The sequence below is a fragment of the Brevibacillus humidisoli genome, from assembly GCF_020923435.1.
GTDB classification, from domain to species: Bacteria; Bacillota; Bacilli; order Brevibacillales; family Brevibacillaceae; genus Brevibacillus_E; species Brevibacillus_E humidisoli.
This window is the reverse complement of the sequence record NZ_CP087263.1, coordinates 4,882,501-4,908,260: the sequence shown is the minus strand read 5'-3', so window position 1 is coordinate 4,908,260 and position 25,760 is coordinate 4,882,501. Positions and strand designations below refer to the sequence as shown.

General features: G+C 52.6%; 17 protein-coding genes, 14 tRNA genes, 1 rRNA gene and 1 riboswitch (1 of these 33 running past the window's edge). Of the genes, 1 reads left to right on the top strand and 31 read right to left on the bottom strand.

Going from position 1 to position 25,760, the window contains the following annotated elements:
- Positions 1-159 precede the first annotated feature (159 nt).
- The 3 genes from LOK74_RS24005 to LOK74_RS23995 form a co-directional block, all read right to left on the bottom strand.
- Positions 160-1,005 (bottom strand): IS3 family transposase, encoded by an 846-nt coding sequence (locus tag LOK74_RS24005; protein WP_230044491.1) that lies wholly within the window; start codon positions 1,003-1,005, stop codon positions 160-162.
- An 11-nt stretch (positions 1,006-1,016) separates the two neighbouring features.
- On the bottom strand, positions 1,017-1,304 hold the full coding sequence (locus tag LOK74_RS24000; protein ID WP_230044490.1) for a transposase: 288 nt from the start codon (positions 1,302-1,304) through the stop codon (positions 1,017-1,019).
- A gap of 360 nt (positions 1,305-1,664) precedes the next feature.
- A complete protein-coding gene (locus tag LOK74_RS23995) occupies positions 1,665-1,805 on the bottom strand; it encodes a hypothetical protein (RefSeq protein WP_230044489.1) in 141 nt (46 codons plus the stop codon).
- Positions 1,806-1,889: 84 nt separating this feature from the next.
- Here LOK74_RS23995 and LOK74_RS23990 point away from each other — a divergent pair, with 84 nt between their 5' ends.
- Positions 1,890-3,176 (top strand): hypothetical protein, encoded by a 1,287-nt coding sequence (locus LOK74_RS23990; RefSeq protein ID WP_230044488.1) that lies wholly within the window; start codon positions 1,890-1,892, stop codon positions 3,174-3,176.
- 626 nt (positions 3,177-3,802) lie between these two features.
- Here the strand turns inward: LOK74_RS23990 and LOK74_RS23985 are convergent.
- The 28 genes from LOK74_RS23985 to LOK74_RS23850 form a co-directional block, all read right to left on the bottom strand.
- Positions 3,803-4,870 (bottom strand): LLM class flavin-dependent oxidoreductase, encoded by a 1,068-nt coding sequence (locus LOK74_RS23985; protein WP_230044487.1) that lies wholly within the window; start codon positions 4,868-4,870, stop codon positions 3,803-3,805.
- Positions 4,871-5,051: 181 nt separating this feature from the next.
- Positions 5,052-6,758: an ABC transporter ATP-binding protein gene (locus LOK74_RS23980; RefSeq protein ID WP_230047116.1), complete on the bottom strand. Its 1,707-nt coding sequence runs from the start codon at positions 6,756-6,758 to the stop codon at positions 5,052-5,054.
- A gap of 294 nt (positions 6,759-7,052) precedes the next feature.
- Positions 7,053-7,202, bottom strand: a complete 150-nt coding sequence (rpmG, locus tag LOK74_RS23975; RefSeq protein WP_230044486.1) for a 50S ribosomal protein L33 — start codon at positions 7,200-7,202, stop codon at positions 7,053-7,055.
- A 40-nt stretch (positions 7,203-7,242) separates the two neighbouring features.
- Positions 7,243-8,466, bottom strand: a complete 1,224-nt coding sequence (locus tag LOK74_RS23970; protein WP_230044485.1) for a GTP-binding protein — start codon at positions 8,464-8,466, stop codon at positions 7,243-7,245.
- A gap of 217 nt (positions 8,467-8,683) precedes the next feature.
- Positions 8,684-9,982 carry an adenylosuccinate lyase gene (purB, locus tag LOK74_RS23965; RefSeq protein ID WP_230044484.1) on the bottom strand — a complete coding sequence of 433 codons (1,299 nt, stop codon included), beginning with the start codon at positions 9,980-9,982 and terminating at the stop codon, positions 8,684-8,686.
- 1 nt (position 9,983) lies between these two features.
- On the bottom strand, positions 9,984-11,153 hold the full coding sequence (gene purK / locus LOK74_RS23960) for a 5-(carboxyamino)imidazole ribonucleotide synthase (protein ID WP_230044483.1): 1,170 nt from the start codon (positions 11,151-11,153) through the stop codon (positions 9,984-9,986).
- The gene (gene purE / locus LOK74_RS23955; protein WP_230044482.1) at positions 11,153-11,641 is read right to left on the bottom strand and encodes a 5-(carboxyamino)imidazole ribonucleotide mutase; all 489 of its coding nucleotides are present in this window, start codon (positions 11,639-11,641) and stop codon (positions 11,153-11,155) included. The genes purK and purE overlap by 1 nt, the downstream gene beginning before the upstream one ends.
- Before the next feature lie 231 nt (positions 11,642-11,872).
- On the bottom strand, positions 11,873-13,441 hold the full coding sequence (locus LOK74_RS23950) for a M1 family metallopeptidase (protein WP_230044481.1): 1,569 nt from the start codon (positions 13,439-13,441) through the stop codon (positions 11,873-11,875).
- Positions 13,442-13,563: 122 nt separating this feature from the next.
- Positions 13,564-14,934 carry an NCS2 family permease gene (locus tag LOK74_RS23945; protein WP_230044480.1) on the bottom strand — a complete coding sequence of 457 codons (1,371 nt, stop codon included), beginning with the start codon at positions 14,932-14,934 and terminating at the stop codon, positions 13,564-13,566.
- A 123-nt stretch (positions 14,935-15,057) separates the two neighbouring features.
- A riboswitch (purine riboswitch) is annotated at positions 15,058-15,159 on the bottom strand.
- A 223-nt stretch (positions 15,160-15,382) separates the two neighbouring features.
- A complete protein-coding gene (guaA, locus tag LOK74_RS23940; RefSeq protein WP_230044479.1) occupies positions 15,383-16,921 on the bottom strand; it encodes a glutamine-hydrolyzing GMP synthase in 1,539 nt (512 codons plus the stop codon).
- Positions 16,922-17,038: 117 nt separating this feature from the next.
- Entirely contained in the window at positions 17,039-19,261 is a 2,223-nt protein-coding gene (locus LOK74_RS23935) for a transglutaminase TgpA family protein (RefSeq protein ID WP_230044478.1), read from the bottom strand.
- Between the two features lies 1 nt (position 19,262).
- Complete coding sequence (locus tag LOK74_RS23930) at positions 19,263-20,468, bottom strand: DUF58 domain-containing protein (protein WP_230044477.1); 1,206 nt, start codon at positions 20,466-20,468, stop codon at positions 19,263-19,265.
- A 16-nt stretch (positions 20,469-20,484) separates the two neighbouring features.
- Positions 20,485-21,438 carry an AAA family ATPase gene (locus LOK74_RS23925; protein ID WP_230044476.1) on the bottom strand — a complete coding sequence of 318 codons (954 nt, stop codon included), beginning with the start codon at positions 21,436-21,438 and terminating at the stop codon, positions 20,485-20,487.
- A gap of 251 nt (positions 21,439-21,689) precedes the next feature.
- Positions 21,690-21,765 (bottom strand) — tRNA-Gly (locus LOK74_RS23920).
- 244 nt (positions 21,766-22,009) lie between these two features.
- Positions 22,010-22,092, bottom strand: a tRNA-Leu gene (locus tag LOK74_RS23915).
- 11 nt (positions 22,093-22,103) lie between these two features.
- Positions 22,104-22,179, bottom strand: a tRNA-Lys gene (locus tag LOK74_RS23910).
- 22 nt (positions 22,180-22,201) lie between these two features.
- A tRNA-Gln gene (locus tag LOK74_RS23905) sits at positions 22,202-22,276 on the bottom strand.
- Positions 22,277-22,282: 6 nt separating this feature from the next.
- Positions 22,283-22,358: transfer RNA gene (locus LOK74_RS23900), tRNA-Thr, on the bottom strand.
- A 32-nt stretch (positions 22,359-22,390) separates the two neighbouring features.
- Positions 22,391-22,466, bottom strand: a tRNA-Phe gene (locus LOK74_RS23895).
- Positions 22,467-22,504: 38 nt separating this feature from the next.
- A tRNA-Asp gene (locus LOK74_RS23890) sits at positions 22,505-22,581 on the bottom strand.
- Positions 22,582-22,688: 107 nt separating this feature from the next.
- Positions 22,689-22,765, bottom strand: a tRNA-Met gene (locus LOK74_RS23885).
- A 20-nt stretch (positions 22,766-22,785) separates the two neighbouring features.
- Positions 22,786-22,861 (bottom strand) — tRNA-Val (locus LOK74_RS23880).
- Positions 22,862-22,943: 82 nt separating this feature from the next.
- Positions 22,944-23,020 (bottom strand) — tRNA-Glu (locus tag LOK74_RS23875).
- Between the two features lie 11 nt (positions 23,021-23,031).
- Positions 23,032-23,116 (bottom strand) — tRNA-Leu (locus LOK74_RS23870).
- Between the two features lie 11 nt (positions 23,117-23,127).
- Positions 23,128-23,204, bottom strand: a tRNA-Met gene (locus LOK74_RS23865).
- 20 nt (positions 23,205-23,224) lie between these two features.
- Positions 23,225-23,315: transfer RNA gene (locus LOK74_RS23860), tRNA-Ser, on the bottom strand.
- Between the two features lie 6 nt (positions 23,316-23,321).
- Positions 23,322-23,396: transfer RNA gene (locus tag LOK74_RS23855), tRNA-Asn, on the bottom strand.
- Positions 23,397-23,488: 92 nt separating this feature from the next.
- Positions 23,489-25,760: ribosomal RNA gene (locus LOK74_RS23850) — 23S ribosomal RNA — on the bottom strand (it continues 789 nt past the right edge of the window).

Below are 25,760 nucleotides of genomic sequence, written 5' to 3'. Positions count from 1 at the left end.
CGTAATGCCCCCCAAAAGTCCAGACAAATTTTTGCTGTTTTACGTTAGAACGTTTTCCGACCACCTGAATCGTAGGATGATCTGCGATATGCGTCAAGGAAGGCACTTGACCCATATCGCAGATCACCCTCTGTCTCGGATAGGTCGGAAAAAGCATCGTTATGCAGCATGAGCCATCTGCGACTTCCGAAACTCGGTCGGTGATTGGTACCGCAAAGCAGAGTGTGGACGCTCCTCATTATAGAATCGGATGTATTCCTCAATGTCTTGTTTCGCCTCGGAAAAAGACTGGTATTCTTGCATCCAAACCGTTTCTTCTTTGAGCGTACGAAACCATCTCTCGATGTAAGCGTCTGCATCGGGATTGTTGTAGCCCGTTCGTTCCTGTGTGATCCCTGCATCCTTGAGAGCTTGTACATAGCGTTTGCTGGTCATCTGGCAACCGTTATCACTGCGAATACGTAACCCTTGCCCCCTGACCCCCGTTGGAAACCGATAATCAATGGCCATGTTCACTGCTTGCAGCAGCTCATCCGTCCGGCAGAAGCGAGAAAAGCTGTAGCCAACAATCTCTCGATCATAGGCATCAATCACCGCAAAGAGGTATCCCCATCCGTCTTTCCCGCACCACACCTTGGTCATATCTGTTTGAAAATGTTGGTTGGACCGTTCGACGGGGATCTTACCTTTCTCTTTTTTACGCCGTGCGGCGTATGCCTTGGTGGCGACCAACAGATTCCGTTCTTTCATGATCCGGTAGACACGCTTATGATTGATGACACGCTGGTATTTTTTCTTCATCCACACCCGGATGCGACGATAGCCGTTGGTCGGGTGCTCTGTGCACAACTGGCGTATCTCGGCTTTGATTTCGGCTTCATCAGGACGTTGGCGCTTTTGTGTCCGCAAGGGCTTGAGCAGAGCGTAGCAATACGTTCGATTCAGTTGAAGGGCAGAAGCAATGCGCGGGATCGGATGCCCTTCACGATGGAGAGCCTGAACCAACTGACGACTTCCTACTTCCGACCCCAGTTCGTCTTTTTTCGGAGGATCTCGATCTGCATGGCTTGATCGCCCAGCAGTTTCTTTGCCTCCTCAAGCTCTTTCTCCAACTGTTGCTCACGGGTAGAAGGACCCGCGGAAAGGCCAGAAAGCCCCGCTTGGAGGAATGCTTCACGCCAACGATAATAAAGGGTTTGGGCAATGCCGTGGTTGCGGCATACCTCGGAGATGTTTGCGCCAGGAGCCATTCCCTCCAGGACGATATTCATTTTTTCTTCGGCTGTCCATTTTCTTCTCGACATAACAAAGACCCCTTTCGACCCTTCCTTGATTATAACTTACATGTTGTCTGGGGTCTTATGGGGTCAGTATATATGTTCTTTCGACAGATGATACAGTTAGGAGATTTCCTGCACCTATATTTTCTGATAGGTAAAACCAAGGCTCGACGAACCTGGACTGAATCAGCCCTCTTACGGGAGATGCGAACCAACTGGTTCCCCTCCGGAAAACACACATGATTATGACCACCTGTGATGATCTTCGCCACAAAATAGGATACTCCCTAGGAACACTAGCAATCCTTTAAGATGATGCTACAAAATGAACCACTGCGTAACTGAACATCTGTCCTAATTACGTGTATTGTACATCTACTTACATTACCCTTTATTACCCACCATTTCAGCAATCACACGTAAAATATCAACAATTTCATCTATTTTTACTACGCCATAAACCAAACTTATCGCAATAATTATATTACATATAACGGTAATTAAGTAATCGAAATTACGATTCATAAAAATTTCCTCCAAATACATTTTTAGGGTTTACTAATCCTGGCTCTAAGATTATATTATATAAAAAAAGGAGGTATAAGTCAAATGAATCACAAATTTCCTATCTTTAGTCGGTTGGTATTAGCAGGTTTACTCACATCAGCAGTTGCCTTATCATCTTTCCCTACTTCCTTACATGCTCAAAGTACGCTGGCAAAATCAAAGTCTAGAGAAATACTCTTTGCTTCCGAGAAGAAACTGGATGACTTAGAAACAAGTCTTAAATCTGATAATCCAGCTATAAAAGGGATTAAAAAGGCACTAACAGATAATAAAATTAAAGTTACATCAATTAGTCATGGGGATGGAGATAATTTTTCTGAGTATGATTCAATCGCCTATCACTATAAAGACGTGAAAAAAGACAAGAAACTTCAACAATCTCTACGAGATGCTCTTCATGACGGGAAAAAAGTATTCTTATATGGTGGTCTTACCATTGAAGAATATTGTGAATTATTAGGGCTAGAAAACATCTATTCTCAGATAGAGAGTGATACCCCAGAGGAAAAAATAGTATCCTTCCATGATAGCGGGCAGGCCGAAAAGAAAGCAAATTCGGATAATACTAATAAGCACGAAATTATTGGTTACACCTTAGACAAAAATTCTCCATATAACGTATTTATTTGTGACATAAACAACTACGATGACAAGGGTATGATTGACCTTAACGATGAAATTTATCTTAAGGAAATTTTAGAGCATGAGTATAAGACTCTTAAGAAGGGCGAAAAAGGGGAACAGTCTGACTTTTCTATCCAAAATGTAGAATCAGCATCTACAAAGCTAGTTGATAGCGAATATGATATTACTGCTAGTGCATACTATGTAACAAAAAAAGCAGGGTCAATTAATTCACAGTATAAATTATATCAAGTTACTGATGAATCTGATGACGATTACGATTACTTTTATGTAAAGGATACAAGCGTAATAGAAACATATGAATGGATGTGGGACGCAGAAGAATTCGCAATTCGGCATGAGCTATCTTTTTCTTCTGATGAACTTGATGATGCTGAACCTGACGATACAGAAAGTGACACGATATCTATTAGTTTGGGTTATCCATTTGAAGTATCATACACATACAATGTTGAATCAGGGGCTGAATTTGATTTAACAATTAATAAATCTGATGATTATTCAAAATGGCTAATTACGGACAATGATTTGGAGTCAGATAATGATGATTATGAAGTAGTTACTTCTTGGGCATCTACTGGAACATATGCTGGTATGGATATTACACATCGTGTGGGATTTTTCGCTGGACTTGATGTTGAAGCATATGCGAACCAATCTATTGAAGTCAGATACAATTATTAACTTGATATAGTTGTCAATATTTAAAGAGAAAATCGAGTGGGACGGAGGTGACCAACCCCCGTCCTCTCATCTATGAAAAAATGCAATCCCTTCTCAAATAAATCTTGTAAATTGTGTAAGTTCACTCTAGGTTAAAATGCCCCTTCCGTCCCCCTAGGTCCGTTCAGCGTTTGTAAGACTAAATAAGGCTTACCGAACGGTTATCAAACCACAAAAATGTTTCGAAAAACAGGAGTTCTGTCGAAAAATGGCGGATAATCCAGAAAGCAAAAAGATCTCGCAGCCTGCGCTCCAGGTTCATCTACCGCTTCAGTATCCTTGACGCTATTCGTCTGTTCGTTGATCTCTGGCCTTACCTGTTCCTTAGCTTAGTCTTACAATCACTTGGTTCAAATCGGATTCAAGTACCTTTGCGACTCGCACAATTTTACGAGTTACAAAAGTTGCGAATCTACGGTGATCAGGTATTAAGCCATTTTCAAAATCCCCTCCTCGAAATGTTTGCCTCAGCCATCTTCATTCTAACCGAAACGGACAGCCAGCCGCTACTTGAACGATAACCCATGCCGTCGAAACTCGCGGGCGCGGCGTTTTTTTGGGGCGCTGCCCAGGTTGGCTGTCCCTTCTCAACTGTCTTGTGCGCCAGAAGCGGACGGCTTGGGACGGGCCTCCTGCCGCTGTTCCCTCATCAGTCCAAACGCCTCCGCCAGCAATTGATAGGAGTGCAGCCGAGCCGCAAAATCGTGGGTGATGGTGACGACCATACACTCCGTGGTGTTGTACGCCGCGCACAGCGCTTCGATTTTTTGCTTCACCTGCTCTGTGCTCCCGACGATCATCCGCTTTCGGTTGGCGGCGAGCCTGTATTGATCAAAGGCGGTATACGGATAGGTCTGAGCCGTTTCTACGGACGGAACGCCCTTGGCTGCTGCTCCCTGTTCGATGAGCAACAACGACAACTCAAGGCTGGAAGCGACGCGTTTCGCCGCTTCCTCCGTCTCCGCACAGATGGCAAAGATGGCCACCAGCGTGCGGGGTTCGGCCCCCAGCTCGGACGGTCGAAAGTGGCGATGGTAGGTTTGCATCGCTTCCACCCCAACCTCTTCCATCCCGTTGATAAACTGGGCGAAGGCAAAGCCGGCCCCCCGCTCCGCCGCCAGTTTGGCGCTCTCGCCGCTGGAGCCGAGCAACCACACCTCTGGCGCTGTCTCGACGACAGGTGTGGCGCGCAAGCCGGCAAAACGGTGACGCTCGTCCAGCGTATCGTGCAGGTAGCCGATCAGGTCGTCCACCTGCTGGGGATACCGGTCACCCCCTCGCTCCCTGCCTTCCTGTAGCACACGTGTCGCCAACGGCATCCCTCCCGGCGCCCGTCCCAATCCGAGATCGATCCGGCCGGGGTGAAGGGCTTCCAGCACGCGAAAGTTCTCCGCCACCTTGTACGGGCTGTAGTGCGGCAGCATCACGCCTCCCGAACCGATCCGCAGCGTCGCTGTTTTCGCCGCGAGATGAGCGATGAGGACTTCCGGGCTGGAGCCGGCCAGACTGAGGGTGTAGTGGTGCTCCGACACCCAGAAGCGACGATAGCCGAGCCGCTCCGCCTCTTGTGCCAGCCGCGTCGTCTGCGCCAGTGCTTCCGCCGGCGTCTTTCCTTCGGCGACCGGGGACTGATCCAATATGCTCAGTTGTATCATCTACACTCACCACGTTTCCTTGTCTCTCGTACGTGTTATCATACTACATTTGCTTTCCGATGCAGAGGCTGAAACTGTTTTGGGAGAGAGTTTGCTTCCGCTTACTTTGGGCTGACTTTGCTTTGTGCTGACTTTGTGGTGACGTTCACGTACTTACAGCGGAGCTACCACCGCCCCCCGCTTACAAGGCGGCCGATTCCATTGACAGAAACTGATGCCGGGACAACTCCCGATAGAGGGGATGACTGGCCAGCAATTCCTCGTGGGTGCCGATGCCGGTGACGCGGCCCGCTTCCAGCACCACAATCTGATCCGCCTTGACCACTGTCGCCAAGCGGTGCGCGATGACGATGGTGGTACGCTCTTTCATCAGTTCCTGGATCGCCTTTTGCACCCAGACTTCTGACTGGCTGTCCAGATTGGAGGTGGCTTCGTCCAACAGCAGAATCTGCGGATCATGCAGGATCGCACGGGCGATGGCGATGCGCTGCCGCTGTCCTCCGGATAACTTGATGCCCCGTTCACCGATCTCGGTATCGTACCTTTGCGGCAGGTTGGCAATAAACTCATCGGCGTAAGCCTGCTTGGCCGCTGCATCCAGCTCTTCCTGACTGACAGGACGATCCATCCCGTAACACATGTTTTCGCGTATCGTTCCCGCCATCATCGGGCTGTCCTGCGCGACATAGCCGATCTGTTTTCGCCATTCTGTCAGTCGGAAGAGATCAATCGGCGTATCTCCCAGTAAGATCCTCCCCCTAGATGGCTGGTAAAACCGCTCCAACAAGGCAAAGAGTGTCGTCTTGCCCGCTCCGGAGGGACCGACCAGTGCCGTCGCTTTGCCAGGATGAATTGTCAGCGTAATCCCGTGCAGCACCTGCTCCCCCGAGGGATAAGCGAAGCGGACATCTTCCAGGTGAATCGGCTGGTTGATCTGACTGATGGGCCTTTTCCGTTCTTCTGCCCGCTCTTCCTCATCATGGGCAAGAATCCCGCTGATGCGTTCCGTCGCCCCCATCCCTTTTTGCAGGGCCGCATAAAACTGAGCCAGCGAGCTAAACGGGATGACGATCATAAACAGGTACAGCAGGAACGCCACCAATTCACCAGCGCTTAGCGCCCCCGATGCCACCCGGACACCGCCATACCCGACAATCAGCACCAGCATGCCCATCATCGTCAAGGTCATCAGCGGCATCAGCCAGGCATGTACCTTGGCCTCCCGCAAACTGTAGCGAAACAGGTTGTCGATGCTGCTGTTGCCCTGCTGCTGTTCCGTCTCCTCCGCATGAAATGATTTGACCAGCCGGATCTCCGAAACAACGCCCGTCAGCAAGCCGGACATGCGGGCCGTTTCATCCTGCAGCTCTTTGCTGATTTTGTGGATCTTCCGGCCCATCGGGTACATCAGCAAAAACATGATCGGCACAGCCAAAAGCAGCATCAGTGTCATCCGCCAGTCCAGATAGGAGAGAATCACCACGGAACCGATAATCGAGACCAGGTTGGAAACAAACGAGATCAGATGGGTGGAGACGAGATCCTTGATCACATCGGTATCGCTGGTCAGACGGCTGATCGTCTCTCCCGTCCGATGCTGATCAAAATAGGAAACAGGCAGCGCCATCACTTTTTTCCACAGTCGCTTGCGCAGCCCGGCGACAGTGGAGTGGCCGATGTAAGACAGAATATAGATCGAGCCTCCTGAAGCGGCCGCCTGCACTAGAAAAGCAACCACCAACCAAGCGACAATGTGATAGTTGATCGCTTGTGCCGTCATCAGATCGACGACGTCTTTGGTCAGGTACGGAACAATCAAGCCGCCAATCGTATCAATCACACTGAGCAACAAGGCCAGTATGATCATCATCTTGGGCGGCTCCGCCATTCTGACCAATCCGATAAACTGCTTCCACTGAAAAGGGGCAGGCAGCGACTGTCCACCCTCTCCCTCCTGCGTTCCCTGCTTTACCTGATCCATCTCCAAAACCTCCCACCTCTGCCAACTGACCCTGTTCATGGTCAGAATCAGCTCTCTATACACCTGATACGAAGCACTTCCCCTTTTTGTTGCATCTTTTCCGCTGGAGAAGATGTGAATACTTGATGACAGAACAAAAAGCCCTCCCTAGACAAGAGGGAGGAGCCATGATGTTCGGATCTGATCGTATTTCGTCTCGTTTTATTTGGTCTTGCGGTGCAGCGTATATCGCTTTAGACGAGGCGAGTACTTCCTCAGTTCCAGACGTTCCGGGTTGTTCCGTTTGTTTTTGGTCGTGATGTAGTTGCGATCCCCTGTTTCTGTACATTGTAGCGTTACTTTTACACGCATCTGCGCTCCTCCTTTTCCTAATCAATGGGATTGAGACGATTTACTGAAGGATCTCAGTTTCGACGACACTGCTGCTCGTCGGCAGCGGGTCAGGGAAGGTGGACCAGTCTGCCCGCATCTCTTCCTCCTTAAGCAAACATGCGTCAAGCGAACGAATCAGTTCCGCCCGATCCAACTCTATACCGATCAGGACGATTTCATTGACGCGATCGCCAAACTGCGGGTCCCAGTTCTCCGTCAAGTCGGGATATTGGGCTGACATGATCCGCTGCTCTTCGTCCGACAGAGCCGCAACCCAGTAACCGGCGACCCCGATCTGGATGGACGGACCGGCTTGACTGATCGTGAGCGCCAGATCGTTGCGCGTGGCCAGCCAGAGAAAGCCTTTTGTCCGTACCACTTCTTCCGGCCACTCCTCCAGCCACTTATGGAAGCGTTCCGGATGAAACGGAATCTGCCGTCGATAGACAAACGAAGAGATTCCGTACTCTTCCGTCTCCGGCGTATGCTCTGGTTTCTGCAGCTCCTGGATCCAGCCGGCTAATTGACTTGCTTTTTCAAAGTCAAATAATCCTGTGTCCAGAATCTCTTTGGGGTCGATGTTGCCGTGGGAGGTTCGCACGATCTTGGCTGTCGGCTGCAGTTTCCGCAGCACTTGTTCCAACCTGTTCAGCTCCGCCTCCTCCACCATGTCGCACTTGTTTAGGATCAACAGATCACAAAACTCAATCTGATCAATCAGCAGATCAACCACTTCACGTGTGTCGGTTTCATCGACTGCCTCATTCCGATCCAGCAGACTCTCTCCGGAGGAAAAATCGTGCCAAAAGCGATAAGCATCAACCACTGTCACCATCGTATCCAATCGGCATTTCGCAGATAAGTCAATCCCGCTCTCTTCGTCCACATACGTAAAGGTCTGCGCGATCGGAATCGGTTCACCAATACCGGTTGACTCAATCAGTATGTAGTCATAGCGCCCTTCGTCTGCCAGAAGCTCCACTTCGCGCAGCAAATCCTCGCGCAGTGTGCAGCAAATGCAGCCGTTTGACATCTCTACCAGCTTTTCTTCCACCCGCGACACGCCTCCGCCATTTCGAATCAAATCAGCATCAATATTTACTTCGCTCAAATCGTTGACGATCACTGCCACCTTGAGACCTTGGCGATTGTTCAACACATGGTTTAGAAGAGTCGTTTTCCCCGCCCCGAGGTACCCGCTCAGCACTGTCACCGGGATTTTCCCACTAGCTTGGCTGCTCATTGCCCTTTATCACTCCTGCTCCACATTATACAAATCGTATCAATTACGATTTACCAGACAATCATACCCTACTTCATCAGGATGCATCCTGTCAAGATAAATCGTAATAAATACGATTTAAATGAAGTATGGTGCTCTTCCCCATGCTTGTTTGCAGACAGAAGCCCCTCTTTCCGGTAAACAGAGGGGCTTTCGTGAATCTTTTCAGTTTGTCGTGCTATATCAGTCCCAAACGTTTAAAAATCGTATCCACATGTTTGAGGTGGTAGCGATAATCGAAGCAATCAGCCAGTTCCTCATCGCTGAGCAGCGATTTCACGGTCTCGTCGCTGGCGATGATCTCACGGAACGAACGCTGTTCTTCCCAAGCCTGCATGGCTCGCGGCTGCACGGTATCGTATGCCTTTTCCCGGCTTAGTCCCTTGTCGATCAGCTTGAGCAGCACCTGCTGTGAATAGATCAATCCAAAGGTGCGGTCCATGTTGCGCTTCATGTTGTCCGGGAAGACGGTCAGATTCTTGATGATGTTCATCAAGCGGCGAAGCATATAGTTGATCAGCTGTGTCGCGTCAGGGAGAATCACTCGCTCCACTGAGGAGTGGGAGATGTCCCGTTCGTGCCAGAGCGGCACGTTTTCATAGGCAGAGAGCATGTGGCCGCGCAGGACGCGAGCCAGACCAGAGATATTCTCGCAGCCGATCGGGTTGCGCTTGTGCGGCATTGCTGAAGAGCCTTTTTGTCCTTTGGCAAATGGCTCTTCCACTTCGCGCATTTCGCTTTTCTGAAGCGCCCGGATCTCAGTCGCAAACTTGTCCAGGGAGGTTGCAATCAGCGCGAGCGTGGCCATGTACTCGGCATGTCGATCACGCTGCAAAGTCTGTGTAGAGATGGGCGCAGGGGCGAGCCCTAACTTCTCACATACGTACTTCTCCACAAACGGGTCGATGTTGGCGTAGGTACCGACAGCTCCGGAGATTTTGCCGACAGCCACCCGCTGTTTGGCCGCTTGGAAGCGTTCCAGGTTGCGCTTCATCTCTTCATACCAGAGCGCCACTTTCAGCCCAAAGGTAGTAGGTTCGGCATGCACGCCGTGGGTACGTCCCATCATGACAGTATCTTTGTGCTCGATGGCCTTGTTTTTGAGTACCTCTATGAAATCCTGCAAGTCTTTTTCGATGATCTCGTTGGCTTGCCGCAGCAGGTAGGAAAGCGCAGTGTCGACCACGTCCGTCGAGGTCAGGCCGTAGTGCACCCATTTCTTCTCCTCGCCTGGCACCGTCTCGGAAACGGCACGGGTAAAAGCAACCACGTCATGGCGGGTCTCTTGCTCAATCTCATAAATGCGATTCACGTCAAAACGGGCATGCTCCCACAGCTTGCGCACGTCTTCCGCCGGGATGACGCCCAACTCCGACCAGGCTTCGCATGCCAACAACTCCACTTCCAGCCAGGCACTGAATTTGTTTTCTTCTGTCCAGATCGCTCTCATCTCTGGACGCGAGTATCGTTCGATCACGCTATTTCTCCACCTTTCCCCAGATCCCCAATTTCTCAATGATCGTCAGGGCTTGTTCCGTACTATCGGCGACGACATTGAGATGACCCATCTTCCGTTTCGGTTTGCTCTCCTGTTTGCCGTAGAGGTGCAGCTTGCACGCAGGAGGCAGTGAGTCCAGCTTGGCCAATACCGGCAGCAGATGTTCGCCCAGGATGTTGACCATCACCACTGGACTGAGCAGTCTGGTGGATCCGAGCGGCAGATTGCAGATCGCCCGTACATGCTGTTCAAACTGCGAACTGACGCACGCATCCATCGTATAGTGACCAGAGTTGTGCGGCCGGGGTGCCAATTCGTTGACATAGATCTCACCGTCAGCGGTCAGAAACACCTCGACCGCGATCAGTCCGATCACGTCCAGCTTTTCGACGATCTGCCGGGCGATTTCCTCCGCTTTAGCCAAGACATCGGCCTCGGCGCGGGCGGGGACAATCGACAGGTGCAGGATGTTCTCCACATGTACGTTTTCTGCCGTCGGAAAAACCGCAATCTCCCCAGCCGGGTTCCGCGCGGCAATGACCGAGAGTTCTTTGACAAACGGGATGAACGCCTCCACGATCAGTTCCGTTCCCCAGGCAGCCAGCGTGGAAAACGCTCCGCCGCACTCCCCCTCTGTACGCAGCACCCACTGTCCTTTGCCGTCGTAGCCGCCGGTGGCCGTCTTCAGTACAGCAGGCAGCCCTAGCTCACGCACTGCCTGTCGCAATTCGTCAGCATCGGTGACGACGCGAAATGGTGCGACCGGGATGCCCAACGATTCAATCGTCGTCTTTTCCCGAATCCGATTCTGAGTAATACGGAGCAACCGGCTGCCCTGCGGCACGTACGAACTGGCCTCCAGCGTGCGGGCCACATCGGCATCGACATTTTCAAACTCATACGTGATCACGTCAGACATGGCTGCCAACTGACGAGCCCCTTCTACATCGTCAAAAGCGGCCACAACCTGTCGGTCAGACACTTGTCCACTGGGTGAGTCCTCCGTTGGGTCCATCGTCGCAAACCGATACCCCATCGCCCGGCCGGCCAAGGCGATCATTCGGCCTAGTTGGCCGCCGCCCAGCAATCCGATCGTGGCTCCCGGTTTGATCATGTTTTGGCGCTGCTTGTTTTCTACTTGCTGTATCATCACGGTAACTTGCTGACCTCCAACAGATTTTGTCGTATCATCTCCCGCCGCGCGGCAAAACGTTCCTGAATCGCTGGATGCTTGATGCCCAGGATCTGCGCCGCCAGCAGGCCTGCGTTAATCGCTCCAGCCTTGCCGATGGCGACAGTTGCTACTGGCACGCCGCCGGGCATCTGTACAATTGAAAGCAGTGAATCAAGACCGTTTAAGGTTGACGATTTGACTGGAACGCCAATCACCGGCAGAACGGTCTTGGCCGCAACCATCCCCGGCAGGTGAGCCGCACCACCTGCGCCGGCAATGATCACCTCCAGCCCTCTCGACTGAGCCGTCTCGGCATACTCAAACATCAGATCGGGCGTCCGATGAGCAGATACCACTTGTTTCTCATACGGAACCTGCAGTTCTTCCAGGATGGCACAGGCCTCCCGCATCGTATCCCAGTCAGACGTACTGCCCATAATCACACCGACCAAGGGTTTATCCATCCGTCTTAGCCCCTTCCTCCGTCAATAAAAACCACCGCTGCGCCTTACTGGCTCACGGTGACGCATATTCTCCGATTGTCGGATGTTCTGATTTTACCAGTTGACCCGTTTTCACTTTCCTGCCATTCAAGTGTAGCAGGCAGTACGAGCAAGTGTCAAGTTTAATCCCGAACGTTAGGAAATATACGAGACACAATCATTCGCCTTTTATCATGCAAACTAAGTTATTGCCTACCCATCATTCTCTTGCCGTCTCTTTTTTGCTCCCTCAGCTGCCCATGCTTCCGCTTCCCGTTTTTTCTCTGTTTGCAAACGAAGCCAGTAGTCAAAGTAAGGTGTGGCATCCGCACCAGCCGCTTGGCTAAAGGCCTGCAGCAGCTCCTGCCCCGTCCCCGTCTGATCACGATTCTCTGCTGCATACTGCCGCAGTACGGTGTTGAGCTGTTTGGCTCCCCACTTTGCGCGCAGTTCCCACAGCATGGTCGCCCCACGGGAGTAGACCAGGTCGCTGTAGCTTTGCCAATCGGGGAACTGGTGAAGCGGCTGCCAAACAGCAAGGTCCGGATACAACACCTCCGCCTGCCTGCCGCGTGATGTCCTCATCCGGATGTAGCTCTCGGCCATCGTGTTGTCGTACTGCTGCAGGAAGTCCATCGTGGCATAGTCGGTCAGACTCTCATCGACCCACGCTTCCCGAATCGCGTCACTTCCCACCAAACCGTAAAACCACTGATGAGCCGTCTCGTGTGCAACCACAGCGGAACCAAACACACTCTCATCGTCAAAAAAACTTCCCTGAATAAACACGATGCCGGGGTATTCCATCCCGCCGAAAAAACCACCCGTCTTGACTACATCATATTCGGGATATGGGTAATTCCCGAACGTTTCGTTGAAATAGAGAAGGGAGTGAACAGCGACATCGTGCAGCCTCCTGATCGCCTTCGGATCATCGCCTTCCTGCCACCAGGTACGCACCAAGGTATCACCAGCCTTATCCACCAGTGCGTGATACGTCTCGTCCATCACGACAAAGGCAAAATCTCGTACACTGGTGCCATCCACTTCGTACAACTTCTCTCCCTCTGGCTTGGTCTCTGTGATCACGGCGATACTCTCCGCTCCCGTAGAAGCTATCTGATAGGCAGCCGGAACCCGGATGCGGAGATGATAATCGGCCAACTCGCTGAAAAACGGATCGCCCATCGGCAAATACGGATCGAGCCGCCACTCTTCCCCTTCTCTCACGGCCAGGGTCGGCAGCCAGTTGCCCAGCCAGAGCGCGTGATCATTGTAAGACAGCCGTCCATTGTTGCGCGGCAGCTGCAGTTCGAAGGCAAGCGAAATCTCCGTCACCTGTTTCCCTCGATCCGTAGAGGGAAGCGGTACGTGTAAAATAGTTCCGTTCACCCGAGGCGCGACGGCTTCATCATTGACGGTCACCTGTGAAACGGTGATGCCTCCTGGCTGCCGCTCCTCACCCAGGATATACTCCCAGTTAGCGGTTTGCAACGCAGCATCATCACGAAACACGTTAGGATACAGGTGAAAATACACTTCTTGCGGGTCCGGAGGTACAAAGCGTACGATAACCGCTCCGCTGACGCGGTGAGCTTGCGGATCTACCTGTACGTCAGCCGTATAGACAGGCAAACTGGTGTCGGTCTCTACCTGTTGCTCCACTTGAGACACCGCAACCGGTTTGTCAGCAGAGCGATCAGGATCCCATGCTTGTCCGGCCAAAAACAGGACCACCAGAATGGCCGCTATGATCATGCTTCCCCATATCCAACGTTTCAAGCGATCCCCTCCATCCGACCAAGTCACGTTTGCCCTCTAGTATAAGATATTCCCCAAAAAGAAAGCTAACCCCCTAAAAACAGCAGGTTAGCTCACTTTTTTCTACAATGGATTGTGAAAGTCTATTCTCGCAGCCAGATGAAATATGCCAGGAAGATCAAGAACAAGACGTACATCGCCGGATGAACCTCTTTTGCCTTCCCTTTAAACACCTTGGTGATCGGATAGACGATAAATCCGGCGGCAATACCTGTAGCGATACTGAAACTGAGCGGCATCAACAAGATCGTCAGAAAAGCGGGCAGCGCTTCTTCGATCTCACCCCAAGCGATTTTGGCGATGTGGGCCGCCATCAGCGAACCGACGATCACCAACGCAGGTGTGGTGACAGCGGAGGTCACGACGGACAGCAGCGGCGAGAAGAACAACGCCAGCAGAAATAAGATCGCGGTCACAACCGAAGTGAAACCGGTCCGCCCCCCTGCCGCCACCCCGGCAGCAGACTCAATATAGGCTGTCGTGGTAGATGTACCGAGAATCGCTCCGCTCATCCCGGCGACGGCATCGGAGGCCAGGGCACGTCCGGGACGAGGCAGTTTGCCGTCCTTGAGCAGTCCCGCCTGATTGGCTACGCCGAGCAAGGTTCCGGTCGCATCGAAGAAGTCGACAAACAGAAACGTGAGGATGACGATCAGCATGGAACCGGAAAACAGGACGGACATATCCGTCAGATAAGGGAAAGCGGCCCCAAATGTAGGTGCCAAGCTGGGTGGTGCTGCAAACAGCTTGTCTGGAACAGCAACCAGACCAAACAGCATCCCGGCGACCGCTGTCACAGCCATCCCGATAAAGATTGCAGCCGGTACCCTGCGGGACATCAAGATGGCCGTTACAACCAAACCAAACACGGCCAGTAGTCTGTTTTCCACTGCCAGGATCTCATCCGGTGTCATGTCAGCGTGGAAACTGAGCTGCCCAAGTGCTACAAATGTCGACTCATTCAGCACAATCAGTCCGGCGTTTTTCAATCCGACAAAGGCGATAAACAAGCCGATCCCTGCTGAGACAGCATACTTCAAGCCCGCCGGAATCGCATTGATGATCGCTTCGCGTACACCGGTGAGGGAGAGGATCAGAAAAATCGTGCAGGAGACAAAAACCGCAGCCAGTGCCTGCTGCCAAGGGATCCCCATCGTCAATACAACCGTGAACGTAAAGAAGGCATTTAAGCCCATGCCGGGCGCTTGGGCAATTGGCAGTTTCCCGACAATGCCCATCATCAGCGATCCAATCGCGGCGGCCAGCGCTGTAGCCGTAAACACCGCAGCAGCTGGCGGATAGTTAGCCTTCAGATCGGCCGGCAGATCGGCACCGCTGAGGATGAACGGATTGACCACGAGGATGTAGGCCATCGCCAGAAACGTGGTGATGCCGGCGATTGTCTCCTTGCGGTAGCTAGTGCCCAGCTTGTCAAACTCAAAGTATTTGCGCATCAGGATGGTCCTCCTCCAAACAGTTTGGAGCCCAAAAGAAAAAAGGCAGCAGGAATCACCTCATGCCTCTAACTGTCGAAGGGAACAACCGGGAAAAAATGAAAAAAATCAGGACAAAACACTTTCCGCGCTCGTTCCGTTCGTAGTCAGATCATTTACGGTGACCTGGTAGGGACTCCCAAGCCGTATTCTTGGGATTATACGAACCTTTTATTCCTCTGAGCCATAGGTCATGCAGCTTATCCACTATTTCTCATAGTAGAGACTGCTGTCACGCACCTATGCAGACAAGATGGTTCTACCTTCCTGTCCACTCGAAAAGTGTATCAGTTGTCCTGATTTCTGTCAACGAAAAACCCGAACATTCTCCGCTACATCTCTATTATCATACGTATATCTGTGCAGACGAGCTGAAGCTATGGCTGCAAATCCTCCGAATATCCGGATGTTACTCCCACTCGATCGTCGCCGGGGGCTTGGATGTGATGTCGTAGACCACCCTGTTCACATTGTCCACTTCGTTGACAATGCGGGTCGAGATCTTCTCTAGCACATCCCAGGGGATGCGGGCCCAATCAGCAGTCATCCCGTCAATCGAGGTAACGGCACGGATGCCGATCGTATACGAATAGGTTCGGGCATCGCCCATCACCCCAACGCTTTTCATGTCCGGCAGGGCGGTGAAGTACTGCCAGATCTCCCTGTCCAGCCCTGCCTTGGCGATTTCCTCGCGCAGGATGGCGTCCGATTCACGTACAATCGTCAGTTTCTCCTCGGTCACTTCTCCCAATACCCGAATCGCCAATCCGGGGCCGGGGAACGGCTGCCGCCAGACGATCTTGTCAGGCAGTCCCAACTCTGTGCCCAGTTTTCGCACCTCGTCTTTGAACAGTGCTTTTAGGGGCTCGATCAGTTGGAAGCGCATGTCTTCCGGCAAACCCCCGACATTGTGATGGGACTTGATCGTCTGTGCCGTTTCTGTACCGCTCTCGATGATGTCGGTGTACAGCGTCCCTTGGGCCAAGAAGTCGATCTCCGCCAGTTTCTTTGCTTCTTCATCAAATACGTAAATAAACTGATTGCCGATGATTTTGCGCTTCTGTTCCGGGTCGGATACGCCCTTCAGCTTGTCCAGGAAGCGCCGACGGGCATCGATCTTGATCACCTTCATCTCAAACTTGCCGACAAATGTCTCCATCACGCTCTCCGCTTCTCCTTTGCGCAGGAGACCGTGATCCACAAACATACAGGTGAGTTGGTCACCAATCGCACGGTGAATCAGCGCGGCCACGACAGAGGAATCGACCCCGCCCGAAAGCGCACAGAGTACCTGCCTGTCACCGACTGTATCGCGGATTCGGGCAACTTCATCCTCGATGAAGTTGGACATGCTCCAATCTCCCTTGCAGCCGCAGACCGCATACAGGAAGTTGGCGATAAACTCGTTCCCCTTGACCGTGTGGCGTACCTCAGGATGGAACTGCACTCCGTACAGCTTCCGTTCCGGATGACTCATCGCGGCAACCGGGCAGGCTTCGCTGACTGCATCCACCTGGAAACCCTCTGGAAGCTCCACTACTTTATCGGTGTGGCTCATCCAGACAACTTCGTTATCGCTCCAGTTCTCGTAGAGCGCATGAGGCTTCTCGATGCGAACACCGGCTTTGCCGTACTCCCGAACACCAGCCCGCTCTACCTTTCCCTTGAGCAGATAGGTCATCAGCTGCATGCCGTAGCAGATGCCCAATATGGGAACATCCAACTCGTAGATAGCCGGATCGACGATCGGTGCTCCCTCTTCATACACACTGGCCGGTCCTCCAGAAAAGATTATCCCTTTCGGCTGCAGTTCCTTGATCTTTTCGACCGGGGTATTGTATGGCAGAAGCTCGCTGTATACCCCCAAGTCGCGGACCCGTCTGGCGATCAGCTGATTATACTGTCCTCCAAAGTCGAGGACAACCACCATCTCCACTGGCTTATTCATGCGTATCCTCCTCATTGATCGCAAAAAAAATGGGTCCGCCTCCCCTATGAAAACAAGAGGCAGAGTCCCAGTGCTATCGCATTATGATGCACATTCTAGCAGACAAGCATGATTTGATCAAGGCTTCAGTTGCTGGGACAGTCGCTTGATCGTCTTGACTGCCTGTTGGCGCCATTTCTCCTCCACTTCTTTGAAGCCGTACAGCATTCGTTCGTACAGTTGGGTCAGAAACCACAAGTCCTGACGTACGTCTCCCGGCAGATGGAGCCGTTTAACGTATTCACGCAGTGTTTCTCCATCCTGCCGCGGCATCATCACTCGCTCGTAAAGCAGCAGCAAGGTTCCGTACTTCTCACGGAATCGACTCTCTCCATAGGTGTCCAGCTTCCGCTGCAGCCACCAGACAAACAGACGGCGACGATACAGCCAAGCTGCTGCAACGATGACCGCCAACACAGCCAATGGCACCAACACCATCTGCCAGGTGATCCGGATGCCGCCGGAACTGCCTGTTGGCTGCTCATCCATCTCTCTCAAGCGGCTTTCGTCCGGGCCGCGATCCGGCGTATTGACAACCGGTGGAGCCACCGTCTGCTGCCCGCTTTCCGTCACCAGGTCGTAATTGACCCGAAGCGGCGAAACAAATGTAGCCGTTGCTTCAAACGGAATCCAACCGTAGTTGGGGAAATAGACTTCCACCCAGGAATGCGCGTCCTGATTCCGCACCTCGATCAGCTTCGTATTCCCGTTGGTCTCCACTTCCTCTCCCGGCGCAAACCCTTTTACCCATCTGGTGGGCACCCCGGAAGCGCGAAGCAACACAGCCATCGCCGTAGAGAAGTGGTCGCAATACCCTCGCATGCTCTCAAACAGAAACTGGTCGACGAAATCATCGCCCGGTTGAACCACCGGTACGTCCTCTGTTTCGTATTGGTATCTCCCACCGTAGCGCAGGTATTGCTCCACCGCTCTCACTTTCTCGTACGGCGTAGGGGCTGACTTGGTTATTTCTTCAGCCAGCTCCATCACCCGCGGCGGTAGTTGATCCGGCAGTTGGAGATAGCGCTGGCGAATGGACGACGGGTATTCCTCTCCTGCATTGACCAGCGCTTTTTCGCTAAGGATAGGAGCTTCCGCGGTTAGCTGGTAGCGAGAAACATTGACCGGCAGGGTGGTGATAACACCGCCGGAACGTTCCGATCGCTCTCTGTCGCTGACTGCTTCATGGGCCTCCAGACTCTGATACTGCGTGTCCTGGACGACGATCGTCCGCTGCGGCGACAGTGCTGGCAGCTGCGTCAACTGACCGGGATAAAAGATGGTCGAATACCTTTGAGAGTTCTCAAACGAGATGTGCGCACTGATTTTTTCCGTTTCCAATCCTTTAAACAGCATGCTTTCCCAGACGTGCTGTTCCGGCTGCATGATCGCCTCGTATCCAGGCTGCTGCTTCACCCAGCCGCGTCCTGTGTAGACATCTTTGGAATCACCGCGCCAGTAGTACTTCCCAGTCGTCGCGGCGCGAAACACCAAGCGGTCGTCCTGTACAAACGGCCCGCCCAACTCTTCGTCGTTGTTATCGTATCCAACCTTGCTCATCCCACCAGGCAAGGTACCGTTTTGACCCGTCAGAAAGGGGACCGGATCAGGCCAACTTGGCTCCTTCTTGGGTCCTGCATAAGCCACACCGACAGTCAGGCAAATAATCATCAACGGCGCAATCAGGGTCCTCCAATAACCCATTCTGCTTTTGGTAGTGGCATTAGCCGCCGCGGCAACGGAAGCAAAATGGATCGTCGACAGCAGCAGAAAACCTGCCACCAATGCGCGAATCACCGCCCCGTCTGCTTGATAGGGCATAAACGTATCCAGTGTGGCTAGATATGCCTCTGTCAAAAAGACGAACCAAAGACCTTGGCGCAGCTCCAGTATCAGATAGGACAACAGCGAGACAATGGCGGCCAGCAGCAAATCAAACAGCAGGTTTCGCGTTATCGGCGACATCTCCAGCCAGTTCTGCTGTATCACCAGCGGCAGGTCATGCATCATCCGAACGTAGAGCTCATACAGCCACGTCGTATCAAACAACGGGGTAACAAAATAGGTGCTGTAGATGAGATAGAGGACACCCGCTGCCTTGACCATGCCTGTCAAGAGTCGGGAGGCAATCAACAGATCAAGCAGCAGCACCCCTCCCACCACGAGATAAAACGGGGTTAGATCAGCCGTATCGGTCAACCCTGTCAAAGGGAGCAGCCACTCTCGAAGCAGCAAAAACAAGAACAAAGCTGCTATCCAATCATATACTTTCGTCCGTTTGAACAAGCCTGGCTGCCTCACTCTACGCACCTCCAATCCGCTTTAGCTGTTCGTACTGGCTGGGATGAACGGATTCACAGGTTACCTTGCTTCCGGCGAGCAGCAGCAGGGCCCGCCTCTCCTCTTCCCGGATCTGATGATCGTGCATCCAGAACAGATGGACGTTCCTACCCGTGCGGCTCAACTGTACCAAGGAGGTGATCAATGTTTTGTTTAGAGTCGGAGTGATCACGGCCAAGGTCAGACCTATTGGAAACTCCACCGCTTCCCTGCTGACGGCTTGAGCAAACGGATTCTCTCCCTCCGGCATAATCCGCGCCAACTGGTCAAATGTGCGGAAAAAGTGCGTCTGCGTATTGCCCGGGGGGATTGCAATCCGCTTTCGCTCGTGAGCGATCAGACCGTACGGATACTGCATTCGACTGGCATAATAAACGAGACTGGCGGTCAGCTTGACTGCCAACTCGAACAACTCGGCATCTCGTCCACGATAGCTGTCTTGGGAAGCGTCAAAGAAAAAGATCATTTGGTTGGTCGCCTGATGCTCAAACTCTTTTGTCTTGAGCCCCATGCCATGTGCCGACGCTTTCCAGTGGATCTGACTAAGCCGATCTCCCCGCTGATAATCACGGACCCCACGCACTGCAGCGACATCATCGGACCAACGATGGGAGACGTTCATGTTGCCGCTGATCCTCCCGTCTCCGGTCGACCAGTGCGTGATCTGTCGATGAGCCGGATAGACCAGAAACTCGTTTCGGATGGTGAATGTTTTTTGCCGCTGGACAAACCCGAAGTAGTCCCCGGCGGTTACGACGCAATCGGTCAGTTGATAATACCCACGCGGAACTCGCGGAATCACATAGTGGAGGATCACTTCCCGCCTAAACCAGGGGAATAATAGTTGGCGATGCGGCTCGTAATAACCGGCAAGCTTGTCGGGCAGGGGTTCCACGACCAGATTCCAGCCTAGTGGAAACCAGATCTTTCGCTTGACGCGCAGCGTCACCGTCAAATCGTCCCCATCCTGGAGACGATCGCGATTGACGGTGCGAGATACCTCCAACGTGGTAAACATCAGGAGATACGTCACCAGTACATAGCAGACCAACGTCAAGCAACTGTAAAACAGAAACCAACTGGCAAAGCCGCCTTGGAACTTGGCAAATACGTAGGTGATCCCCAACAGAGCGAGGATTTTGAGTTTTGCGTATTTTTGTTGTTTCACGCTATCCACCGCGCTTTCAGCTTACCGGAACGCGCGTCTCCTGCAGCAGGTTGGTCAGAACCCGCTCCACCGTCGCCCCATCCAGACGTGCTTCCGGTTTTAAAATCATACGGTGTGCAAAAGTAAACGGAACCAGCTCTTTGACATCGTCCGGAATCACATAATCCCTGCCTCGTACAAAAGCGAGTGCTTGAACGGCCCGGCACAACGCGATTGCCCCCCGCGGGCTTACCCCCAAATAGACGTCAGGGTGCTCACGTGAACGCTGACAAAGCCGTACGATATACTCCTTGACCGGTTCACTTACCTTCACCTCGGTCACCTGCCGCTGCAGCGCAGACACGTCATCGGCCGATATGACGGCCTGAACCCGATCGATCGGGTGATCTCCCACAAATCGAGTAAGAATCTCCAGCTCTTCCCGATCTGTGGGGTACCCCAGGTGAAGCTGCAGCAAGAATCGATCCAACTGCGCTTCCGGAAGAGGAAACGTTCCCTCGTATTCCAGCGGGTTTTGCGTCGCCATGACAAAGAAGGGATTTTCCAGTTGGTGGGTGTAGCCGTCAATCGTGACAGACTGTTCCTCCATCGCTTCCAGTAAAGCAGATTGTGTTTTCGGGGAAGTACGGTTGATTTCATCTGCGAGGATCACGTTGGCAAAAATCGGTCCTTGTCTGAATTCAAACTCCATCGTTTTTTGATTAAAGATGGAAACACCGGTTACGTCAGTGGGCAGAAGGTCGGGGGTGAACTGAATCCGTTTAAATTGACCGCCAATGGATCGGGCCAACGAGCGGACCAGCATGGTTTTCCCTACGCCCGGGACGTCTTCCAACAACACGTGCCCTTTGGCCAGCAAAGCAACAACGGTCAGTTCAATGACGCTTTTTTTCCCTATCAAAACGGTTTCAATATTGTTCATCAGTGCCGTAATAGCTTGATGCGGCTGATCGAGCTTGATCATACTCATCGTCACAACTCCTGTTCTATGCAACCAGTTTGCTTTTCTTTCCTAATTACTAGAATTCTGGTGCAATTCCTTTTTTACTGATGAAAAAAAAGAGCAGGATGGGAATCGCCTACTCTCTCTGTGTCGTACCCTTGAGATTTCGCTTCCTGTCACTTTATAGACGAGCCAACCGCCGCAATTGTTTCCAGGTTGTAGTGCTGTGAAGTGATCCAGTCGAAGAGAGAATCCCAGTACGTATACGTTTTTCATCATGGAGCGGACAACGGGGCTCGAACCCGCGGCCTTCGCCTTGGCAAGGCGACGCTCTACCAGCTGAGCTATGTCCGCACAATTGCAAAAGGGGGAGCGAATAGAAGCGTGTGTCCCTTTTTCTCAATGCTATTCCTAATCATTCTTATCTATGGTATCATGTTCACCATTCTCTTATCAAGGCAAGGAGGAGGTACTCGGTGCAGTTGCGTCGAGAATCCTGAATAAGCGAGAAGAAAGCAACGAAAATCGACTCTTTTAGGGTTGTCACTTCTTTTACAGAAATAAAAAAAGCCTTGATTTCTCAAGGTTTTTAGCCATATGGTGCGGGTGAAGGGACTTGAACCCCCACGGTTGCCCGCCAGAACCTAAATCTGGTGCGTCTGCCAATTCCGCCACACCCGCAAAGTAAGAAATGGTGAGCCATGAAGGACTCGAACCTTCGACCCTCTGATTAAAAGTCAGATGCTCTACCAACTGAGCTAATGGCTCTTATTTTCAAGAGAAAAAGAAATGGCTGGGGTACTAGGATTCGAACCTAGGAATGACGGAGTCAAAGTCCGTTGCCTTACCGCTTGGCTATACCCCAACGACATGGTGCCGGCGATAGGAATCGAACCCACAACCCCCTGATTACAAGTCAGGTGCTCTACCAATTGAGCTACACCGGCATCTTTACAATGAATTGTTATATGGATAAAAATGGTGGTTCGGGACGGAATCGAACCGCCGACACGAGGATTTTCAGTCCTCTGCTCTACCGACTGAGCTACCGAACCAATTAACAATCGGGTGTAAAACCCGTTCGTCATGAAAATGGCGGAGCTGACGGGACTCGAACCCGCGACCTCCGGTGTGACAGACCGGCGTGAACTCCAACTTCACCACAGCTCCATGATTACCATTGTATTGCCTAGTTCAGATAAATTTGGTTGCACCCTTCGGGTATCACTATCTCACCTTAGCACTGAAGTATATTCGACGTAGTTAAGGTGATATTTTGGTTGCGGGGGCAGGATTTGAACCTGCGACCTTCGGGTTATGAGCCCGACGAGCTACCGAACTGCTCCACCCCGCGACGATATGAGTTAGAATCAATGGTGGAGGCTGACGGGATCGAACCGCCGACCCTCTGCTTGTAAGGCAGATGCTCTCCCAGCTGAGCTAAGCCTCCACATGACACCCCACAAAGTACCCTTCTCCTTCATCACCGTGAAGCAGCGTTTCGTTCCTTTGTGGGGAAACAAATCAAGATATGGTGACCCGTAGGGGATTCGAACCCCTGCATGACAGCGTGAAAGGCTGCTGTGTTAAACCGCTTCACCAACGGGCCATACTGATTTATGGTGCGGTCGGCGAGACTCGAACTCGCACGGGTCGCCCCGCCACCCCCTCAAGATGGTGTGTCTGCCAATTCCACCACGACCGCAGGATACGTTTTGGTAGCGGTGGAGGGGATCGAACCCCCGACCTTTCGGGTATGAACCGAACGCTCTAGCCAGCTGAGCTACACCGCCATACAAATCTGTTATAAAACTGGCGGAGAGTGAGGGATTCGAACCCTCGCTACGCTTACGCATACTAACGGTTTAGCAAACCGTCCCCTTCGGCCTCTTGGGTAACTCTCCGTGATATGGCTCCTCAGGACGGACTCGAACCGCCAACCTACCGGTTAACAGCCGGTTGCTCCACCATTGAGCTACTGAGGAACAGTATGAGGTGCCACGAGCAGGCGGTGATGCCTGTGCCAGTCACACCTTCAAAACCGGATAACAGGTGTATAGACGAAGGAAAAGAGAGTGTGGATAAGTCCTCGACCGATTAGTATTCGTCAGCTCCACGCGTTGCCGCGCTTCCACATCGAACCTATCAACCTCATCGTCTCTGAGGGGTCTTACCAGCTTGCGCTGTGGGAAGTCTCATCTTGGAGGGGGCTTCACGCTTAGATGCTTTCAGCGCTTATCCCGTCCGCACATAGCTACCCAGCTGTGCCACTGGCGTGACAACTGGTGCACCAGCGGTGCGTCCATCCCGGTCCTCTCGTACTAAGGACAGCTCTCCTCAAACTTCCTGCGCCCGCGACAGATAGGGACCGAACTGTCTCACGACGTTCTGAACCCAGCTCGCGTACCGCTTTAATGGGCGAACAGCCCAACCCTTGGGACCTACTACAGCCCCAGGATGCGATGAGCCGACATCGAGGTGCCAAACCTCCCCGTCGATGTGGACTCTTGGGGGAGATAAGCCTGTTATCCCCAGGGTAGCTTTTATCCGTTGAGCGATGGCCCTTCCATGCGGAACCACCGGATCACTAAGCCCGACTTTCGTCCCTGCTCGACTTGTAGGTCTCGCAGTCAAGCTCCCTTGTGCCTTTACACTCTACGAATGATTTCCAACCATTCTGAGGGAACCTTTGGGCGCCTCCGTTACCTTTTGGGAGGCGACCGCCCCAGTCAAACTGCCCACCTGGCATGGTCCTCGCACCCGATCAGGGTGCCGAGTTAGAAACTCCGTACATCAAGGGTGGTATCCCAACGGCGCCTCCCCCGATGCTGGCGCACCGGATTCTCAGGCTCCCACCTATGCTGTACATGATGCACAAAGTTCCAATACCAGGCTACAGTAAAGCTCCATGGGGTCTTTCCGTCTTGTCGCGGGTAACCTGCATCTTCACAGGTATTATGATTTCACCGGGTCTCTTGCCGAGACAGCGCCCAAGTCGTTACGCCTTTCGTGCGGGTCGGAACTTACCCGACAAGGAATTTCGCTACCTTAGGACCGTTATAGTTACGGCCGCCGTTTACTGGGGCTTCGGTTCAAAGCTTCGCTTCTACCCACCGAACACAAGCTTACGCTCGCGTTCGGCGGGGCCCAGAAGCTAACTCATCCCCTTAACCTTCCAGCACCGGGCAGGCGTCAGCCCCTATACTTCGCCTTGCGGCTTCGCAGAGACCTGTGTTTTTGCTAAACAGTCGCTTGGGCCTTTTCACTGCGGCCCCCTCGGGCTCAGCCCACCTGACACAAGCTTACGCTCGTGTCAGGCGGGGACCCTCACCCTACCGGGGCGCCCCTTCTCCCGAAGTTACGGGGCCATTTTGCCGAGTTCCTTAGCAAGAGTTATCCCGCGCACCTTAGGATTCTCTCCTCGCCTACCTGTGTCGGTTTGCGGTACGGGCACCTTGTTCCTCACTAGACGCTTTTCTTGGCAGTGTGAAATCAGGGACTTCGGTACTTGTATTTCCCTCGCCATCACAGCTTGTGCTGGATGGTATGCGGATTTGCCTGCATACCACACTTGCTGCTTGGACGGCCATCCAGTAGGCCGCTCACCCTATCCTCCTGCGTCACGCCCTCGCTCAAACGGAACAAAGGTGGTACAGGAATATCAACCTGTTGTCCATCGCCTACGCCTTTCGGCCTCAGCTTAGGTCCCGACTAACCCTGGGAGGACGAGCCTTCCCCAGGAACCCTTAGGCTTTCGGTGGACAAGATTCTCACTTGTCTTTTCGCTACTTACACCGGCATTCTCACTTCCAAGCGCTCCACCGCTCCTTCCGGTACGGCTTCACCGCTGCTTGGAACGCTCCCCTACCCAGTCCGTACGGACTGCCATAGCTTCGGTGGTACGTTTAGCCCCGTTACATTTTCCGCGCAGAGTCACTCGACCAGTGAGCTATTACGCACTCTTTAAATGGTGGCTGCTTCTAAGCCAACATCCTGGTTGTCTGGGCAACTCCACATCGTTTCCCACTTAACGTACACTTGGGGACCTTAGCTGATGGTCTGGGCTGTTTCCCTCTTGACGATGGATCTTAGCACTCATCGTCTGACTCCCGGACATAAGTCATTGGCATTCGGAGTTTGACTGAGTTCGGTAACCCGATGAGGGCCCCTAGCCCAATCAGTGCTCTACCTCCAAGACTCTCACTGGACCCACCGAACCCAAGCTTACGCTCGTGTTCGGCGGGGTCCCATCCGAGGCTAGCCCTAAAGCTATTTCGGGGAGAACCAGCTATCTCCGAGTTCGATTGGAATTTCACCGCTAGCCACACCTCATCCCCGCACTTTTCAAC